This window comes from Thermus kawarayensis JCM 12314, assembly GCF_055393575.1.
The window spans coordinates 857,130-874,771 of sequence record NZ_AP043756.1; the positions used below are offsets into that span (position 1 = coordinate 857,130).

The 17,642-nt window shown below is 67.4% G+C and carries 16 protein-coding genes; 5 read left to right on the plus strand and 11 right to left on the minus strand.

All coding sequences use genetic code 11. The features are described 5' to 3' along the window. Positions 1-21 precede the first annotated feature (21 nt). The 4 genes from rsmF (at position 22) to ACZ5RK_RS05005 (ending at position 3,873) form a co-directional block, all read left to right on the plus strand. Entirely contained in the window at positions 22-1,392 is a 1,371-nt protein-coding gene (gene rsmF / locus ACZ5RK_RS04990; protein ID WP_464909900.1) for a 16S rRNA (cytosine(1407)-C(5))-methyltransferase RsmF, read from the plus strand. Between the two features lie 131 nt (positions 1,393-1,523). Next, entirely contained in the window at positions 1,524-2,045 is a 522-nt protein-coding gene (locus ACZ5RK_RS04995; RefSeq protein ID WP_464909901.1) for a hypothetical protein, read from the plus strand. Positions 2,046-2,101: 56 nt separating this feature from the next. Then, positions 2,102-2,782, plus strand: a complete 681-nt coding sequence (locus ACZ5RK_RS05000; protein ID WP_054647600.1) for a response regulator — start codon at positions 2,102-2,104, stop codon at positions 2,780-2,782. Beyond that, positions 2,779-3,873, plus strand: coding sequence for a sensor histidine kinase (locus tag ACZ5RK_RS05005; protein ID WP_464909902.1), 1,095 nt, complete (start codon positions 2,779-2,781; stop codon positions 3,871-3,873). Before ACZ5RK_RS05000 ends, ACZ5RK_RS05005 begins: the two co-directional genes overlap by 4 nt. Before the next feature lie 32 nt (positions 3,874-3,905). On the opposite strand, the gene ACZ5RK_RS05010 is transcribed toward ACZ5RK_RS05005, so the two are convergent. The 11 genes from ACZ5RK_RS05010 to ACZ5RK_RS05060 all read right to left on the minus strand — a co-directional run bounded on the left by ACZ5RK_RS05010 (position 3,906) and on the right by ACZ5RK_RS05060 (position 15,474). Next, entirely contained in the window at positions 3,906-4,961 is a 1,056-nt protein-coding gene (locus tag ACZ5RK_RS05010) for a 3-dehydroquinate synthase (RefSeq protein WP_464909903.1), read from the minus strand. After that, on the minus strand, positions 4,939-5,493 hold the full coding sequence (locus ACZ5RK_RS05015) for a shikimate kinase (RefSeq protein WP_464909904.1): 555 nt from the start codon (positions 5,491-5,493) through the stop codon (positions 4,939-4,941). Before ACZ5RK_RS05015 ends, ACZ5RK_RS05010 begins: the two co-directional genes overlap by 23 nt. Before the next feature lie 15 nt (positions 5,494-5,508). Then, entirely contained in the window at positions 5,509-6,660 is a 1,152-nt protein-coding gene (aroC, locus tag ACZ5RK_RS05020) for a chorismate synthase (protein WP_464909905.1), read from the minus strand. 172 nt (positions 6,661-6,832) lie between these two features. Continuing rightward, positions 6,833-9,082 (minus strand): secretin N-terminal domain-containing protein, encoded by a 2,250-nt coding sequence (locus tag ACZ5RK_RS05025; protein ID WP_464909906.1) that lies wholly within the window; start codon positions 9,080-9,082, stop codon positions 6,833-6,835. Between the two features lie 11 nt (positions 9,083-9,093). Next, positions 9,094-10,002 (minus strand): competence protein, encoded by a 909-nt coding sequence (locus ACZ5RK_RS05030; protein WP_464909907.1) that lies wholly within the window; start codon positions 10,000-10,002, stop codon positions 9,094-9,096. Next, positions 9,999-10,586 carry a type IV pilus inner membrane component PilO gene (locus ACZ5RK_RS05035; protein WP_464909908.1) on the minus strand — a complete coding sequence of 196 codons (588 nt, stop codon included), beginning with the start codon at positions 10,584-10,586 and terminating at the stop codon, positions 9,999-10,001. Before ACZ5RK_RS05035 ends, ACZ5RK_RS05030 begins: the two co-directional genes overlap by 4 nt. Further along, on the minus strand, positions 10,576-11,199 hold the full coding sequence (locus ACZ5RK_RS05040) for a flagellar protein FliT (protein ID WP_464909909.1): 624 nt from the start codon (positions 11,197-11,199) through the stop codon (positions 10,576-10,578). The genes ACZ5RK_RS05035 and ACZ5RK_RS05040 overlap by 11 nt, the downstream gene beginning before the upstream one ends. Next, positions 11,192-12,325, minus strand: coding sequence for a type IV pilus assembly protein PilM (gene pilM, locus ACZ5RK_RS05045; protein ID WP_464909910.1), 1,134 nt, complete (start codon positions 12,323-12,325; stop codon positions 11,192-11,194). Before pilM ends, ACZ5RK_RS05040 begins: the two co-directional genes overlap by 8 nt. 130 nt (positions 12,326-12,455) lie before the next feature. Then, complete coding sequence (locus tag ACZ5RK_RS05050; RefSeq protein ID WP_464909911.1) at positions 12,456-13,460, minus strand: homoisocitrate dehydrogenase; 1,005 nt, start codon at positions 13,458-13,460, stop codon at positions 12,456-12,458. 65 nt (positions 13,461-13,525) lie between these two features. Further along, positions 13,526-14,020: a DUF5317 family protein gene (locus ACZ5RK_RS05055; RefSeq protein WP_054647147.1), complete on the minus strand. Its 495-nt coding sequence runs from the start codon at positions 14,018-14,020 to the stop codon at positions 13,526-13,528. Positions 14,021-14,070: 50 nt separating this feature from the next. Next, the gene (locus ACZ5RK_RS05060; RefSeq protein ID WP_464909912.1) at positions 14,071-15,474 is read right to left on the minus strand and encodes an HD-GYP domain-containing protein; all 1,404 of its coding nucleotides are present in this window, start codon (positions 15,472-15,474) and stop codon (positions 14,071-14,073) included. Positions 15,475-16,152: 678 nt separating this feature from the next. On the opposite strand from ACZ5RK_RS05060, the gene guaB reads away from it, so the two are divergent. Further along, the gene (guaB, locus tag ACZ5RK_RS05065; RefSeq protein ID WP_464909913.1) at positions 16,153-17,637 is read left to right on the plus strand and encodes an IMP dehydrogenase; all 1,485 of its coding nucleotides are present in this window, start codon (positions 16,153-16,155) and stop codon (positions 17,635-17,637) included. Positions 17,638-17,642 lie beyond the last annotated feature (5 nt).

Genomic DNA, 17,642 nt, shown 5'->3' on the forward strand with positions numbered 1-17,642 from the left:
TTCCCGTGCTAGGGTACTCGGGTGCTGCCCAAGGCCTTTCTCTCCCGCATGGCCGAGCTCCTCGGGGAGGAGTTCCCCGCCTTCCTGAGGGCCCTCACGGAGGGAAGGCGCGCGTATGGCCTACGGGTGAACACCCTGAAGCTTTCCCCCGAGGGCTTCGCGAAAATCGCTCCCTGGCCCCTCACGCCCATCCCCTGGTGCGAGGAAGGGTTTTACTACCCTGAGGAAGCCCGGCCTGGCCCTCACCCCTTTTTTTATGCCGGGCTCTACTACATCCAGGAGCCCAGCGCCCAGGCGGTGGGGGTGCTTTTGGACCCTAGGCCCGGGGAGCGGGTCTTGGACCTGGCGGCGGCCCCGGGGGGCAAGACCACCCACCTGGCCGCCCGCATGGGGGGAAGGGGCCTCCTCCTGGCCAACGAGGTGGACGGCAAGCGCATCAGGGGTCTCTTGGAGAACGTGGAGCGCTGGGGGGCGGGGCTTGCCGTGACCCAGGCTCCCCCTAGGGCCTTGGCCGAGGCCTTCGGGGCCTACTTCCACCGGGTCCTCCTGGACGCCCCCTGCTCCGGAGAGGGGATGTTCCGCAAGGACAAGGAGGCCGTGCGCCACTGGGGGCCCTCGGTTCCCAGGAGGATGGCCGAGGTGCAGAAGGGCCTCCTCGCCCAGGCCTCGAGGCTGGTGGGCCCTGGGGGGGTCCTGGTCTACTCCACCTGCACCTTCGCCCCCGAGGAGAACGAGGGGGTGGTGGCCCATTTCCTCAGGGAGCACCCGGAGTTCCGCCTGGAGGACGCCCGCCTCCACCCCCTTTTCGCCCCGGGGGTGTCGGAGTGGGGGGAGGGGAACGGGGAGCTTTGGAAGACCGCGAGGCTCTGGCCCCACCGCCTCGAGGGGGAGGGGCACTTCCTCGCCCGCTTCCGCAAGGAGGGGGGGGCCTGGAGCACGCCGCGCCTGGAGCGCCCTTCCCCCCTTTCCCCGGAAGCGGGGAGGGTCCTAAGGGCCTTCCTGGAGGAGGCGGGGCTTTTTTTGGAGGGGCCTGTCCTGGAACGGGCGGGCCACCTCTACCTCCTTCCCGAAGAACTTCCTGCCCTCTTGGGCCTCAAGGCCCCCGCCCCCGGCCTCTACCTGGGGAAGGTGCAGAAGGGCCGCTTCCTCCCCGCCAGGGCCCTGGCCCTGGCCTTCGGGGCTACCCTCCCATGGCCCGGGGGGCTTCCCCGCCTCGCCCTCCTCCCCGAGGACCCCAGGGCCCTGGCCTTCGCCACCGGGGAGGGGGTGGCCTGGGAGGGGGAGGATACCCCCCTGGCCCTGGTGGTGCTGAGGACGGCGGTGGGGGAGTTCCCACTGGACTGGGGCAAGGCCAAGCGCGGGGTGCTCAGGCCCGTGGGGATAGGGCTTTGAGGGCCCCAGCCTCCTCATGTTGCCGAGCCTGGGCGCGTTCACCCAGGGTTCACAGAAAACGCCTGTTTCTTTCACGCCTTCCTCCCTACCCTAGGGCTGACCCTGGTAGGGGTCAGAAAGGAGGAAGGAGGATGAAACGGCAAGCTTGGATGGTTCTGATGGCGGTGGCGGCGGTGGGAGTGGCCTTGGCCTACGGGCCCCGCATGGGAGGGGCAGGCCAGGGTGGTTCCCAGGCGGGGATGGCGGCGGGGTTGGTCCGGACCTTGCACGACGATGTGGTGACCGCCCTGGGCCTCGCCCCGGAGGAGCTCATGGCCCTGCGTCAGCAGGGGAAGACCCTCGCCCAGATCGCCCAGGAGCGGGGGGTGGATCTCGCCAGCCTGGAGGCCAAGCTGGTGCAGGCCCGTAACGCTGCCATTGATGAGGCGCTTAAGAACGGAAGCCTCAGCGAGGCCCAGGCCGCTTGGATGAAGGCGCGCACGCAGGTGGTGGTGCGGGCCATGCTGGAGCGGCAGGTGGGGCCGGGGACCGGTTCGGCCTACGCCAAGAGGGCAGGGCAGGCAATGACCCCTGGAGGGCCCGGCTATCCCACTTCTCCCCGCTCCCCCCGGGGCGGGGCCCATGGGCCCTTCGGGCCGGCTTGGAATAGGTAGCGGGTGAGCGTTTCTTACGGGCCCACACCGGAAGGGTGGGCCCTTAAGCTTGGAGTATGGCAGGAGAGCTCATCCTGGTGGTGGAGGACGAGCCCCAGATAGCCGACACCTTGGAGCGCTATCTGAGGGCGCAGGGATTCCGTACCGAACGGGCGGCGGATGGGGAGCGGGCCCTGGAGGTTTGGCGGGTTACCCGGCCTGACCTGGTCCTGCTAGACCTGATGCTGCCCCGGCTGGACGGCCTCGAGGTGTTGAAGCGCATCCGCCAGCAGGACCGTACCCCGGTTATCGTGATCACCGCCCGGGCGGAGGAGGTGGACCGCGTCCTGGGTTTGGAGCTGGGCGCGGACGATTACGTGGTGAAGCCCTTTAGCCCCCGGGAGGTGGTGGCCCGGGTCCGGGCGGTGCTTCGGCGGGCCCAGGGCTTGGTCCGCCCCGCCAGCCATCTTCAGGTTGGGGCCTTGGAGGTGGACCTCGAGGCCCTAAGGGCTCGTTGCCAAGGCCAGGAGCTCTCCCTCACCCCCACCCAGGTCCGCCTCCTGTACCTTCTCATGGCCCGGGCGGGGAAGGTGGTGTCCCGGCAGGAGCTTTTGGATGGCCTGGAGACCGAGGCGGACGAGCGCACGGTGGACGCCCACGTGAAGAACCTGCGGGCCCGTCTGGGGCCCTGCGCCGCCCTCTTGGAGACGGTGCGGGGCTACGGTTACCGCTTGCGGGAAGGACTGGAGGAAGGATGAGGCTTCTCCCGCGCCTCGCCCTGGCCATAGCCTTGGTGGCGGTGTCCGTGGCGGGTCTATCCGGCTGGTTGGCCTACCGGGTGGCGGCGGACCACGTGGGGCGGGCCTTGTCCCTGGGTGGGGGCCTGGGTAACCCGGGGGCCCCTCGCATAGGCCTGCGCCAGCAACGCCTCTTGCAGGACCTGCGTTCCTCCTTGTGGACGGCGGTGGGGGGAGCGCTTCTTCTGGGTTTGGGGGTAGGGACCCTCCTCGCCTTGAACCTGGTGCGCCCAGTGCAACAGCTGGCCGAGGTGGCCGAGGCGTACCGCAAGGGGGATAGACACCGCCGAGCCCGGGCAGAGGGGACGGACGAGGTGGCCGAGGTGGCCAGGAGTTTCAACCTCTTGCTGGACACCCTGGAGCGCAAGGAGGCTGAGGAAAAGAGGCTCTTCTCCGACATCGCCCACGACCTGCGCACCCCCCTCACCGTTCTTCAGGGCGACCTGGAGGCCATGGAGGACGGGCTCCTGCCTTGTACGCCGGAGAACCTCCGAAGGCTTCAGGAAGAAGTGCGCTTCTTGGCCCGGCTCGTGGAGGATATCCGGCTCCTTACCCAAGTGGAGGAGGGAGCCGTGCAGCTCTCTCCTAAGGTTTTGGACCTGGGGGCGCTGGCCCAAAAAATGCTGGACCGATTTCGTATTCAGGCGGAGGCCAAGGGGGTGCAGCTCTCCCTGGAGGTGGAACCTCTCTGGGTGTTGGCAGATGCGGGGGCGCTTTCCCGTGTCTTGCAGAACCTCTTGGACAACGCGGTGCGCCATACCCCACCGGAGGGAAGGGTGGAAGTGGTGTTGGGAAGGGAGGGAAGCTGGGCCCGGCTGGAGGTGCGGGACACGGGGCCGGGGCTGCGCCCTGGGGAAGAGGAGAAGGTGTTCCAGCGGTTTTACCGGGGAGACCCCGCCCGCACCCGGGGGGGAAGCGGCCTGGGGCTATCCATAGCCAAAGCCCTGGCCGAGGCCATGGGAGGAAGGCTTCAGGGCGCGAACCGAAAGGAGGGGGGAGCGGTCTTTACCCTCTGGCTTCCCTTAGCCCAGGGGAAGGGGTTGCCTTCGTGAGCCCCCTTGCCCAGCGCCGGGCGGGAGGCCGGTTAAGGTCCCGGCTTCTCGAGGCCGAGGGCGGCGAGCTCTTCTTGCCATGGGCCGAAGGCCTCCCGCAGGAGGGCTTCGGGCAGGGGGCGGATCTCCAGGCGCCCGGGGGCTAAAGGGATGACCCAGTGGAGGCTTTCCGAGACCTTCTTCTTGTCCCGGAGGAGGTAGGGGAGAAGGTCCTCCAGGGAGAGGCGGGGAAGGGGGGGCGGGGAGAGCCAGAGGAGGAGGCGGCGCACAAGGGGCAGGAGGTCCTCCCCGCCCAGGGCCTTCCCCAGAAGGGCGGCGTAGAGGAGGCCGTAGGCCACCGCCGCCCCGTGGGGGAGGGCGTGGCGGGTCCTGGCCTCCAGGGCGTGCCCCAGGGTGTGGCCCAGGTTTAGGAGGCGCCGCTTCCCCTTTTCCAGGGGGTCTTCCTCGGTGAGGGCGAGCTTCACCGCCACCGCCCTGGCCAGGTAGGCCTCCAGGCGGGGGCTTTCCGGCGTGAGGTCCTCCACCTGGAGAAGGTCCTCGTCCCCGGCGATGAGCCCGTGCTTGAAGCCCTCCACCAGGCCCTCCCGGAAGACGAAGGGGGGAAGGGTCTTGAGGGCCCTTAGCTCGGCGTAGACCCCCCTGGGGAAGTGGAAGGCCCCCACCAGGTTCTTCCCCTCGGGGAGGTTGAGCCCCGTCTTGCCCCCTACGCTGGCGTCCACCACGGCCAGGGTGGTGGTGGGGAAGGAGAGGTAGGCCACGCCTCTTAGGTAGGTGGCGGCCACGAAGCCCCCGAGGTCGGTGAGGGTCCCGCCCCCCACCACGAGGAGGGTGGCGTCCCGGGGAAGGCCCTCCCCGGCCAGCCAGGAAAGGACCTCCCCGTAGACCTCGAGGCTCTTGGCCCCTTCCCCCCCTTCCACCCCCAGGCGGGCGCGAACCCCCAGGGCCTCGGCCACCTCCTCCGCGAAGCCCGCCACCTTCCGGTCAAAGAGGAGGGCGGCGGGGCCCGGGGGCGGGGGCGCCTCCTTAAGGGCCCCCTCCCCGATGAGGACGGGGTAGGGGACCGGGTTACGGACGTTTAGCCTTCGCATAGGCCCAAAGCTTTTCCACGATCTCCGCCACCACCTCCTCCACCTTCCGGTGGTCGGTGGAGACGTGGATGGGGGCTTCCTGGTAGACGGGGGTGCGGGCTTCCAGGAGGGCCCGGATGCGCTCCAGGGGGTTTTCCACCTGGAGGAGGGGCCTTTCCCCCGGCTTGCGCAGGGTCCTTTCCAGGATGGTCTCGGGGCTCGCCCAGAGGGCCACCACCGGCCCCCTCCTCATGAGGGCCTTCCGGTTTTCCGGGTCCACGAAGGTACCGCCGCCCAGGGAAAGCACCAGGAAATCCTTCTCCAAAAGCTCCCGCACCGCCTCCCGTTCCATTTTACGGAAGGCCCCCTCCCCCAGGTGGCGGAAGATGTCGGGGATGGAAAGCCCCGTGCGCCTTTCTATGTAGCGGTCCAGGTCAATGAAGTGGAGCATCAGGGCCCGGGAGAGCTCCTTGCCGATGCGGCTTTTCCCCACCCCCATGAAGCCGGTGAGGCTCACGAAGGTGGCGGGGCGGGGGATTTCCAGGCGGGCCATGGGGTTATCCTACGCCTAGTAGGCGCGCGCCCGTTCCTTGTAGCGCTCCACACGTTCCTGGATTTCCTCCAAAGTATCCCCCCCAAACTTCTCCAGGTAAGCCTGGGCCAGCACGATGGCCGAAAGGGCGCAGAGGATCACGCTGGCCGCCGGCACGGCCGTGGTGTCCGAGCGTTCCCTGGCGGCGTCCTTAGGCTCGTGGGTCACCACGTCCACGGTGGGGAGGGGGCGCATCAGGGTGGCGATGGGCTTGAGGGCGGCCCGGACCACCAGCTCCTCCCCCGTGGTCATGCCCCCCTCCAGGCCCCCGGCCCGGTTGGTCTGGCGGTAAAAGCCTTTTTCCGGGCTCCAGTAGATGGCGTCGTGCACCTCCGAGCCCCGCTTCATGGCGTTCTCAAAGGCGGGGCCGATCTCCACCCCCTTCACCGCCGGGATGGAAAGGGCCATCTGGGCCAGGCGGCCGTCCAGCTTCCGGTCCCAGTGGACGTGGCTGCCGAGGCCCGGCACCAGGCCACGGAAGCGGGCCTCAATGACCCCCCCCAGGGTGTCCCCCTCGGCCTTGGCCCGGTCTATGCGGCGGATGGCCTCGGCCTCGGCCTCAGGGTCGGTCATGCGCAGGGGGCTTTCCTCAATCCGGGGCACCAGGTCCCAGGAGAAGGGCACCCTGGACCACACCCCGGCCATCCCGGGCACGTACCCCACCCCCTCCACCCCCAGGAGGGCGAGGAGCTTCAGGGCCACCGCCCCCACCGCCACCCGCATGGCCGTCTCCCGGGCGCTGGCCCTTTCCAGGACGTCCCGAAGGTCCTTGTGCCCGTACTTGATGCCCCCCGCCAGGTCGGCGTGGCCGGGGCGGGGAGCGGTGAGGGCCCTTTTGCGGGGCTCGTTCCCGGGGGCCGGGTCCATGATTTCCACCCAGTTCTTGAAGTCGGCGTTCTTGATGGCCAGGGCCACGGGGCCTCCCGTGGTGCGCCCCGCCCTTATGCCGGCCCGGAACTCCACCCGGTCGGTCTCTATGACCATGCGCCGGCCCCGGCCGTAGCCTTTCTGCCGCTTTTCCAGCCAGGGGTTGATGTCCTCCTCCGAGAGGGGAAGCCCGGCGGGAAGCCCTTCAATGATGGCGAGAAGCTCGGGGCCGTGGGACTCGCCTGCCGTGAGAAACCTCATGGGCCCATTGTAGGGAGGGAAGGGGCCGGGGTCCAGCGCCCCCGGCCCCCCGCTGGCCCAAGCGGTGTTATACCACCCCATGCCGGCTTGCGCCAGCATGGGGGCCCCGGCAAAAGGTTCCTAGGCAGGCTTCCTGGAGCCCGTAGAGCGAAGGAAACAGGGAGAAAGGGTATTAGGGCCTTTGCGCCCGTTCCTTGAGGATGTCGGCGGTGATGACCACCAGAAGCTCCCGGTCGGTGGTCTCGTTGGTCCTTTGCTTGAAGAGTTCCCCGATCAGAGGGATGTCCATGAGGAGGGGCACGCCCTGCTGGGTCTGGTTGTTCTCCTGGGAGGTGAGGCCCCCCAGGACCACGGTCTCCCCGTCCCGCACCCTCAGGGTGGTGGTCACCACCTGCTTGGTGAAGCGGTCCACGTCCCCGTCTACGGGGTTGCGTTGGACGTTCCCCGAGACCTCGGCCTTGATGTTGAGGAGGATCTGGCCGTCGGCGGTGATCTGGGGGGTGACCTCCACGATGATGCCGATGTCAAAGGGCACCCGTTCCACCCGGTCCCCCACCACCCTCCGGATGAGGAAGGTCTCCCCGGACTGCAGGCGGGCGGTCTGGTTGTTGAGCACGGTCTGGTTCACGTCCCTAAGGGCCCGGGAGAGGCCCTGGCGCTGGAGGGCCTCGAGGGTAGCCAGGATGTTGAGGGCGGCGAGGCTACGGGTGGAGTCAAAGATGAGGGAAAGCCCCGAGTCCAGGACGCTGGCCACCACGTTCCCCCCGGCCACGGTGTTCCACTTGAGGCCCAGGTTCCGGGTGAGGTTGGACTGCACCTCCTGGATGCGCACCCTTAGGTTCACCTGGGGCACGGCCTGGTCCAGCTTGGGGATAAGGCCTTCCACCAGGGCCAGTTCCTCCTGGGTGCCGGTGACGATGAGGGTGTTGGTGCGCTCGTCGGCCACCACCGTGGCCTGCCGGGTTGGGGCTTGGGCCTGGCCCTGAGCCTGGGGTTTTTGCGCCTGCAGGGCCTCTTGCAAGACCTTGGCGAGGTCGCTGGCCTTGGCGTTGGAGAGCTGGTAGGCCCGCTGGAAGACGGGGGGCCCTTGCTCCGGGGCCCGGTCAATCTGGGCCAGGAGGTTTTCCACCTCGGCGAGCTGCCTTTCCGTGCCCCTCACGGAGAGGACGGGCTGGCCCGGGACGGTCTGCACCACGATCCCCGGCACCTCCCGGGCGAGGAAGGGGGCCACCTTCTCGGCGTCGGCGAAGCGCAGGGGGTAGAGGCGGCGGGTGGTGGCCTCCGGGGTGGGCGGGGCCACCTGGGCCACCACGTCGGCGGCCTTGAGGAGTTCGGCGAAGAGAGCCTGGTCCGCCTCGGGGGCCTCGAGGAGGAGGGCCTTGGGGTTGCCGGGGATGCTTTCCAGGCGGGCGCCCCTGAGCTCCTTTTCCAGGAGGGGCTGGAGCCGGGTCTTGGCCTCCTCAAAGGTGAGGTTTTGCAGGGCGTAGACCCGCCGGACGGTCTTGGGGACGTCGGCGGCCTTGAGGAGCTCGCTGAGGCGGGCGTGCTCCTCCTCGGTGGCCAGCACCACGGCCCTTTGGGGATTGGTGGGCACCACGCTCACCTGGGCCCCGGGCACCTGGCTCTGGAGGAAAGCCAGGAGCTCGGGGAAGGTGGCGTAGGTGAGGGCGTAGGTCCTTTCCACCCGGGGCTTGGGCTGGGCCAGGGCCGGGAGGGGGCGGAAGTCTATGCCCGCCCGTTGCAGGATATCGGCAAAGCGGGTGTGCTGCTCCGGGGTGGCCAGGACCGAGAGGATGGTCTTAACCCTCCCTCCCTCCTCCACCACGATCCAGTTCACGTTGAGCCCGGCGGCCTCCCGGGAGAGGAAGGGGAGGAGGTCGTTTTGCACCCAGGCCTTGGCCCCCTCGAGGTTCACCACGGTCCGGGTCTGGCCCTGGGCATCGGTTTCGGTGCGCTTGTAGGCGATCTCGGGAACGCCCACCAGGTAGGGCCTCCGCTCCATGGCCCCCGCGCGGCTCGGGGCGTCCACCAAAGCGGTGATCACCTGGGTGGGGGCCACCACCACCACATCGGGGGGCAGGAAGAGGTAGTCCAGGTTGAACTGGGCCCCGTAGGTGGCGAAGAGGAGGTCCCATACCTCCCGGAAGGGCTTGCCCTGGAAGTCCAGCTTGACGTTGGGGAGGGGGGGCTGGGCCTTGGCCGGGTCCCCGCTGGGATCGTAGGCCCGGTAGATGAGGGGTTGCAGGCCCACGCTCCGCGCCAGGGCCTCCAGGGCCACGTCCAGGGGCAGGGTGAGGCCGGCCCGCACCTGGCTTTCCGAGACCTTGAGGTCCACCTTGGCCCCGAAGCGGGGCTCGTCGGGGAAGCTTCCCGCCAGGGCCGAAAAACCCAGGGCCAGCGAGGCCCAGATCAAGGGCTTCATAAGGGTTCCTTTCACCGTCCACCTCCGGCCTGCACGCTTACCAGGGGGATGTCCAAGGTTTCGTCTTTGAGGGCGAGGACCACGCGGTCGCCCTCTATGCGGCGGATCACCGCTTCGCTCCCGGGGATGGGGCTTCCCGCCGGGAGCACCAGGTAGCCTTCCTTGCTCTCCAGGATGGCCACGCTCACCGGTCCCAGGAGGGTCCCTGCGAGCTTAAGCCCTTTCTCCTCCACCAGGGCCTGCAAAGGGGTCTTGGGGGTGGTGGGGGCCTGGCCGGAAGGAGGGGCGGATTCGGGTAGGGGAGCCTCCACCAGGCCCGCCGGGGCGGAGGGGAGCACGGGGGGTTCCGGGGGGGGCGAGGGGGCCTCGGCTTTGGGCCCGGGGGTCAGGACCTTGGGGGCGGGTAGGGCCCCGGCGGTGCCGGGGAGGGGTCTCTGGGGGGCCTGGGCTGGGGCCAGGCTCGGCGTGGGGAGGGGGGTACCCGGGCTCACCCGTACCGGGGGTCCTTGGGGTACGGGCTTTGGGCTTGGGGAGGGCGCGGGGGGAGGGGAAGGCGGGGCCTCCACGAGAAGGGGCACGAAGGGGTTGGGGGGCGTGGCCTCCTCCTGGGCCTTGGGCAGGGGAAGCCCCTGGGGCTTGGCTTCCGTGGGGGTTTGGGCCTTGGGGGCGGGGGGGGGCGGGGTGGTCTGGGCGGGGGCGGGTTCGCTGAGGGGAGGGATGGGGGCGACCTCGAGGGCCTTGGGCTCCTCCCTGGGGGTGGGGCTTGGGGCCTCCGCCCCGGGGGGCATTTGGGCGGGGAGGTAGAGGCTCACGTACCAAAGGGTGACCGCTCCTACCAGCAGGAGTCCCGCCAGGAGAAGCTTGGTGGACTGGGGAAGGTTTTTCCAGGAGGCGGCGAGGCGGGCCAAAAGGTCCTTCACCGGGTACCCCCTTCCTGCGCCTGGTTGGTCTCGAGGTCCTTGGCCAGCATGTAGAGGGTGAGGGTCAGGCTGGTGGAGAGGATGGGATTGAGGTCCTGGCCCTGGACGCTTAGGTTAAGCCCAGAGAGGGAGCTAAAACGGGAGAGGCCCTCCAGGCGCCTGAGGTAGGCGTAGGTCTCCGGGAAGGGGCCCTCCAGGGACAGGGCCAGGTTCACCGCCCGCACCTCGGGCACGGGGGCGGTGGTGGGGGAGCGGGTGAAGGAGCGCACCGTGACCCCGCTCCGGTTCGCCTCTCCCAGGATCTCGGAGAGCACCTCCGCAAGGCGCTCTTCCTTGGGGAGAGCCCGGAGGAAAGCCTGCTTTTCCGCCTGCAGGAGGGCGATGGCGGCCCGGAGCTCGGGTAGGGCCCTCTGGGCCCGGCGGCCCTTGTCCCTTTCGGGGAGGAGGGTTGCTATCTCCTGGCGCACCGCCTCCGTCTCCTGCCGCAGGGGCAGGATTCCCAGGTAGTACCAAAGGAGGCCCACCACCAAGGTGAGGACCATGGCGATGAGGGCCCACTCCCTTTGCCCCAATCTAGCGAGCACCTTGCTCACCTCCCACCACGCCCACCCGGGCGCTGAAGGTGTAGAGCCCTCGGTTCTGGTCCAGGGAGGCCCCTTGGAACTCTATGCCAAAGCGGGGAGAGGTCTCAAAGGCCCGCACGAAGCGCACCAGGGCGCCTTGGCTCTGGACCTCCCCCTGGAGGGTGAACTCCACCCGCACCCGCTTGCCGCCAAAGGCCCCGTTTTGGGCCTGGGTGTTGGCCTCCTCCTCCGAGAGGGCACGGGTCCCCACGGAGCGCAAGGCCACGGGAAGACGCCCCCCTTCTTTGGGAATCTGGTTGATGAAGGCGGCAAGGTACTCGGACCAGGGGACGAAGTTTTTCCGTAGCCCCTCGCGGATGGCGAGGAGGGCCTCGAGGGTCTTCCTCTCCTGCACCAGGCGGTTCTGCTCCACTATGAAGGGCTTTAGGGCCTCCACCTCGGCCCTTAGGGCGTCCCGCTCCGACCTGGCCAGGGAAAGCTCGGTGTAAGCGGTGTAGTGGAGGAAGCCCAGGGTGCCCAGGACCACCAGGGCGAAGAGGGCCGCCGCCAGCCGCCACCACCCGGGCTCCACCCGGCGGCGAAGGTTCTTGGGAAGGAGGTTCAGCCTAATCAAGGGGATTCACCCCCCTCAGGGCCAACCCCACGGGCACCATCCACTCGGGGCCCAGCTCCCTAAGCTTCTCCGGGTCAAAGCGCTTGGGGTCCGCACGGATACCCTCCCAAGGATTGGGCGTGAGGAAGTTGACCCCAAGCACGTCCGTGAGCAGGGTGGAAAGCCCCCGGAGGCGGCTTCCCCCCCCGTAGAGGAAGCCCACCTCGGGCTGGATGTCCCCCAGCTGCACGCGGAAAAACTCCAGGCTCCGGCGGATCTCCTGGGTGAGGTCCACCAGAACCGGGCGGATGGCGTCGTAGATCTTCCCGGGGCTATACCGCTCCCTTTCGGCGTCAAAGTCCAAGAGGAGCTCCTCGTCCTCCGTGGGGATGGTGGCTAGACCATAGGTGCGCTTGACCTCCTCGGCGGTGAGGAAGTCCAGGCCAAAGCCCTTGGCGATGGCCTCGGTGAAATCCTTTCCCGAGAGCGTGAGGATGCGGATGGCCAGGGGACGGTCCCCTCTGAGAAGAAGGAGGCTGGTGCTTTCCGCCCCGATCTCTATGGCCACCGCCACCCGGTCCGGTTCTCCGCTTAGGGTTTCCTCCAGGGGATAGAGGCCGGCGAAGGGCTTCACGTCCAGGGCCACAGGGATAAGCCCCGCCCCCCTCAAAGCCTCGATCAAGGAGGCCACCGCCTCCTGCCTTGCGGCGGCGACCATGACCTCCACCTGTTCCCCCTCGGCCACCTCGGCCAGGGGGTCCAGGGGGGCGTAGTCTAGGACCACCTCGTCTATGGGGAAGGGGATGTACCGCTCGGCTTCCCAGCGCACCGCCTCCTCCATCTCCTTGGGGGGCATCTTGGGCACCTGCAGGGTGCGGAGGATGACGCTGGGATTGGGGACGGCGGACACCACGTAGCGCTTGCGGGTGCGGGCCTCGGCCAGGAGTTCCCGGATCTCCTGGCTTAGGGCCTGGGGCTCTGCCACCACCCCTTCCGTCAAGGTCCCCGGAGGCAGCGGGCGGGTGGCCAGGGCGGTGAGGGTGGGCGGAAAGCCCCGAAGCTCCACCAGCTTCAGGGCTTGGGCTCCCACCTCCAAACCCAGGGCCTCCACCCGGGGCCGGAATAGCTTGCTAAAACCTGAAAACACGGCACCTCCTCCTACGCTTTTTCAGCCGAACCCGAAGTCATACCCTAACCTAGCCCTATTGTATGGCCACCTCCACAAAAGGGGAAGAGGCTAAAGCCGAGGCTTTAGCCTCTAACCACGGAACGAGCTTTTAAAGGGATCGCAAGGCCGCCACCACCGCTTGGGTGAAGGTTTCCGTGGTGGCGTTGCCCCCTAGGTCCGGGGTGCGGGGGCCCCTCTCCAGCACCAGGTCCACCGCCTGTTCCACCTTCCTGGCGGCCTCCTTCTCCCCCAGGTAGTCCAGCATCATGGCCGCGGAGAGGATGGCGGCCGTGGGGTTGGCGATGCCCTTGCCGGCGATGTCGGGGGCGGAGCCGTGGACGGGTTCAAACACGGCCGTGGTGTCCCCGATGTTGGCGGAGGGGGCAAGGCCCAGGCCGCCCACGAGCCCGGCGGTGAGGTCGGAGAGGATGTCCCCCAGGAGGTTGGTGGTGACGATGACATCAAAGCGCTCGGGGCGCATGACGAGCTGCATGGCGCAGTTGTCCACGATGATGTCCTGAAGGTTCACCAGGGGGAAGTCCTTGGCCACCTCCTTTACCGTATCCAGGAAGAGCCCCTGGGTGACGGGAAGCACGTTGGCCTTGTGGGCGATGTGGAGGGTCTTACGGGGCCTACCCTCGGCAATCTTTAAGGCCACCCGTCCGATGCGCTCGCTGGCTTTCTTGGAGATCACCGCGTCGGCGATGGCCACGTCCAGGTAACGCCTTTCCTGCTCCACGTAGAGCCCTTCGGTGTTCTCCCGCACGATGACCAGGTCCACCCCGGGGCGGCTTTGGGGGATGGGGCGGCTTTTGGCGGGGCGCACGTTGGCGTAGAGGTCCAGCCGCCGCCTCAGGTAGCGGATGGCCCCGAAAAAGCCGGGGACCTTGCGGGTGGGGCTGGTGGCGGCCCCGAAGAGGGTGGCGTGGCAGGAGAGGATTTTTTCCACGGTTTCCTCGGGGACGGAGGAGCCTCTTCGCTCAAAGGTTTCCCAGCCCGCCTCGGCCTCCACGAACTCCAGGGGGAGGCCCGTGGCCTCCAGGACCCTTCTTGCGGCCGGAACCACTTCGTGCCCGATGCCGTCGCCTTCAATCAAGCAGATGCGGTACGCCATTTGCCCTCCGGGTCAGGGGTATAACCCCCTTACGGGACTATACACTACACTGCCGGGAGAGAGGGTTAGGAGCGGACCGCCAAAAGGCCCAGGACCAGGGCCAGGTAGACCAGGGTCCGTAGGGCCGCCTGGCGCAGGGAGAGGCGGAAGCCCCCGGCCTTGAGGGCGCCTTCCACCACCACGCCCACAAGGCCCAGCAGGACGAAAACGTCCCCCGGGCTGATGACCTTCTGCAAGGGGGGCAGGGGGATTACGTCTCCCAGGAAGGGCAGGCGGGTGGTCTCGTCTAGCAGGGCGTGGACCGCGTCCCCTTTGGTGCGCAGGATGGCCTCAAACCCTCCGATGCCCGCCTGGCGCAGGGCGGGTAGGCTTACCGGCATGTGCCCCCCGTTGGCGAAGATCACCAGGGTGTTGAGGAAGAGTCCCAAGAGCACCAGGTAGAGGCTTTTCAGGTGACGGTTTTGGTAGAGGCCGTAACCCACCAGGGCGAGCACCAGGACTTTGGCCAGAGGCCCTGCCACCTCCGGGGGGAAGAGCCCCCGGTAGGTGCCATAGGCCAGCCCTCCCTCCAGGAGGGCGGCCAGGAGGAAGGCCCAGGCCGCCCTTAGCTCTATCCCTCCGAAGTCCTTTGGCCGGGCTCCGAGGGCGAGGGCGAGTCCGAGGCCGAAGAGAGCTGCGGCAAGGTAAAGCGTGATAAGGATCCCTCCTTTGCCTTGAGGTAGGCTTCCCGGTCGCGCCACAGGGGATTCTCCTGCCAGAGCGCCGTGAAGGCCTCTACCAGCCTGGGGTCAAACTGGATGCCGGACATGTCCTGGACTTCCCGGAGCGCTTCCTCCGGGGTCTTGGCCTTCCGGTAGGGGCGGCCTGCGGTCATGGCCTCGTAGGCGTCGGCCAGGCCCACGATGCGGGCCTCCTCGGGGATCTCGTGCCCGGCGAGCCTCTCGGGGTAGCCCCGGCCGTCCCAGCGCTCGTGGTGGTAGAGCACAACGTTGTAGACCAGCTCCTCAAAGGCCACCTTTTTCCCGGGCTTGAGGATCTCCACCCCGAACTTGGGGTGCCTTTCCACGGCCTCGCGCTCGGCCGGACTGAGGGGCCCGGGCTTCAGCAACACGGCCTCGGGGATGCCGATCTTGCCGATGTCGTGAAGCCGGGCCGCCCGGTAGATGGCCTGGGCGTAGACCTCGTCCTTCTTTACCCTGCGGGCCAGGTCGCGGGCGATCTCGGCCACACGCTCGGAGTGGAGGCGGGTTTCCGTTTCCTTGGCCTCCAGGGCGTGCATGAGGGTTTCCAGGGTGGCGTCAAAGGCCTGTTCCAGGCGCACCTTCTCGTCCCAGTAGAAGCGGCTGTAGTAGAGGGGGATGAGGAAGAAGAGCACCGTCCAGCCGCCCCAGCCTGCGAGAAGGGGCGTCTCGTAGGCCCGGGCCAGGAGGAGGGCGATGGGGGAGAGGAGGAGGTAGCTGGCTGCAATCCAGGCTGAGTTTCTTCGCCAAACTTCCCTCCAAGGGGTTTGGGAGGCAAAATGGATTGCTGTTGTAACAAGAAAAGTATTTGTGAGGAAAAAAAGCAGTGACGCAGAAGCAATGCCTATGCCAGAGCTTAGGTTGAGTGTTCCCAAATAGACGGGATTTTGCTGAAAGAACTGCCAGGCCAGGGCCGCCAGGGCGGTGGCCAGGCCATCCTGAGAGCGGTTGAAAAGTTCTTTAAACCAAGCTTTTCGGCTCCATTGAGACAAAAAGCTAAAGAGAGGAGGTATCCATGGGGGGGCTATAACGACCAGCGCAAGAGCAAAGATAAAAAGTTGGCTCATGCTTGCGTTTAGGGGAAGGCGCACACGAACAACCACGCTCCAGAGCATGAGCGCGCCCCAGAAGAGCAGGTCCAGGAGGCTCAAGCGGAGGGGCATATGCCCGTAGGCCCAAAGCAGGAAGCCCTCCAGGGCTAGGAAGCCTAGGAAGGCTGAGAGGACCAAGAAGAGCACCCGCGGCGGGGGAAGCTCCGGGCGTTTAGCGGCCATAGTGGCCTGAGTGTAGCAAACTTCCCCCGCTAAGGCAAGAAAAAGGGCCAGCTAAGCTGGCCAATATGTTACTCCCAATGCATAGAAGCCCCAGCCGCAAGCCCCAGAGCGATCAAGCTGCCGAGAAGAACCAACACGCGAGCGATCAGCTTCTTCATCTTCATCCCTCCTTTTTCCTCCGCTTCCGGGGGGTCGGCCCCGTTTGCTTGTTTTTCACTTTAGGGGGTGGTGTCAATACTGTCAAGAGGGGAAGAATAGGTATCACAACGGTAAAAACTGCTTCTTCGGTCACATGCACTTGGAACCAGTCAGATTTTCACTACCCAGCTTAGCACACCCGGTGCCGGCTGGGTAGTGGCCTGGTCCGGCGGGGGGAAGCCTTCGGGGTTTGGGGGGAATGGCTTACAAAATACCGGGGCCCGCGGGGAGGCAGGCCCCCCCACGGACCCAAGAATGGCCTAGCTTGAACACATCCCCAGAATGCACGGGCAATACCGGAAAATACCTGCGAAAATGCCCTAAGAATGCCTGGCCCAAATACCGCCCCGAAATGGCTGAGGACTTCTTTCGGCTTCCCACCCCCTTCGGGGGCATTGTACCAGACTTTCTGGGCGCAAGGCTACCCTCTTGGAAGGCCGCCCCTAGACCTTTTCCTTTGGGCCTTGTACCCTGAGGAGCATGTACGAGGGGAAGATCCTCTACGAGGGGCTTACCTTTGATGACGTGCTCCTTTTGCCCGGCTACTCGGAGGTGCTGCCCAAGGAGGTCTCCGTCAGGACCCGCCTCACCAAGCGGCTTTTCCTGAACATCCCCATTCTCTCCGCGGCCATGGACACGGTGACCGAGGCGGAGATGGCCATCGCCATGGCCCGGGAGGGGGGGCTTGGGGTGATCCACAAGAACCTCTCCATAGAGGCCCAGGCGGCCATGGTGCGCAAGGTGAAGCGCTCCGAGGCGGGGATGATCCAGGACCCCGTGACCCTTCCCCCCACGGCCACCCTGGAGGATGCCGAGCGCCTCATGCGGGAGTACCGCATCGGGGGGCTTCCCGTGGTGGACCTCTACGGGAAGCTTTTGGGCCTCGTCACCAACCGGGACCTCCGCTTTGAGCGGGACCTGAAGCGCCCAGTCACCGAGGTCATGACCCCCTTTGAGCGCCTCATCACCGCTCCGCCCGGGACCACCCTCGAGGAGGCCGAGGAGATCCTCAGGCGGCACAAGGTGGAGAAGCTTCCCCTGGTGGACGAGTCGGGGAAGCTTAGGGGCCTCCTCACCCTGAAGGACATCGTGAAGCGCAAGCAGTACCCTAACGCCGCCAAGGACGCCCTGGGGCGCCTCCTGGTGGGGGCGGCAGTGGGGGCCAGCAAGGACCTTCCCGAGAGGGCCCAGGCCCTGGTGGAAGCGGGGGTGGACGTCCTGGTGCTGGACTCGGCCCACGGCCATTCCAAGGGAATCCTGGAGGCCCTGGCCTACCTCAAGGAGACCTTCGGCGAGAAGGTGGAGGTCATCGCCGGGAACGTGGCCACCCGGGAGGGGGCCAGGGCCCTGGCCGAGCGGGGGGCGGACGCGGTGAAGGTGGGCATCGGTCCCGGCTCCATCTGCACCACCCGGGTGGTGACCGGGGTGGGGGTGCCCCAGATCTCGGCCATCCTCGAGGCGGTGGCGGGGGTGGAGGGCCTGGACGTCCCGGTCATCGCCGACGGGGGGATCAAGTACACCGGGGACGTGGCCAAGGCCCTGGCCGCCGGGGCCCACACGGTGATGCTGGGGAGCATGCTGGCGGGCACCGAGGAGGCCCCGGGAGAGGAGGTCCTGAAGGACGGGAGGCGGTACAAGCTCTACCGGGGCATGGGCTCTTTGGGGGCCATGAAGCAGGGCTCCGCCGACCGCTACTTCCAAGACCCCGGGAAAGGTGGGGAGACCGAGGCCAAAAAGCTTGTTCCCGAGGGGATTGAGGGCATGGTGCCCTACAAGGGCCCGGTGGCCGACGTCCTCTACCAGATCGTGGGGGGCTTAAGGAGCGCCATGGGGTACGTGGGGGCGCCCGACATTGAGACCTTCCGCAAGAAAGCCCGCTTCGTGCGCATGACCATGGCCGGGCTCATTGAGAGCCATCCCCACGACGTGGTGGTCATGAAGGAGGCCCCCAACTACTGGCGCTGAGGGCC

Coding starts and splice junctions, on each gene's coding strand:
- ACZ5RK_RS05060 (WP_464909912.1), bottom strand. CDS start 15,474: ATGGCCGCTAAACGCCCGGAGCTTCCCCCGCCGCGGGTGCTCTTCTTG.
- ACZ5RK_RS05010 (WP_464909903.1), bottom strand. CDS start 4,961: ATGCGAAGGCTAAACGTCCGTAACCCGGTCCCCTACCCCGTCCTCATC.
- guaB (WP_464909913.1), top strand. CDS start 16,153: ATGTACGAGGGGAAGATCCTCTACGAGGGGCTTACCTTTGATGACGTG.
- ACZ5RK_RS05050 (WP_464909911.1), bottom strand. CDS start 13,460: ATGGCGTACCGCATCTGCTTGATTGAAGGCGACGGCATCGGGCACGAA.
- aroC (WP_464909905.1), bottom strand. CDS start 6,660: ATGAGGTTTCTCACGGCAGGCGAGTCCCACGGCCCCGAGCTTCTCGCC.
- ACZ5RK_RS04995 (WP_464909901.1), top strand. CDS start 1,524: ATGAAACGGCAAGCTTGGATGGTTCTGATGGCGGTGGCGGCGGTGGGA.
- ACZ5RK_RS05025 (WP_464909906.1), bottom strand. CDS start 9,082: ATGAAGCCCTTGATCTGGGCCTCGCTGGCCCTGGGTTTTTCGGCCCTG.
- ACZ5RK_RS05000 (WP_054647600.1), top strand. CDS start 2,102: ATGGCAGGAGAGCTCATCCTGGTGGTGGAGGACGAGCCCCAGATAGCC.
- ACZ5RK_RS05005 (WP_464909902.1), top strand. CDS start 2,779: ATGAGGCTTCTCCCGCGCCTCGCCCTGGCCATAGCCTTGGTGGCGGTG.
- ACZ5RK_RS05015 (WP_464909904.1), bottom strand. CDS start 5,493: ATGGCCCGCCTGGAAATCCCCCGCCCCGCCACCTTCGTGAGCCTCACC.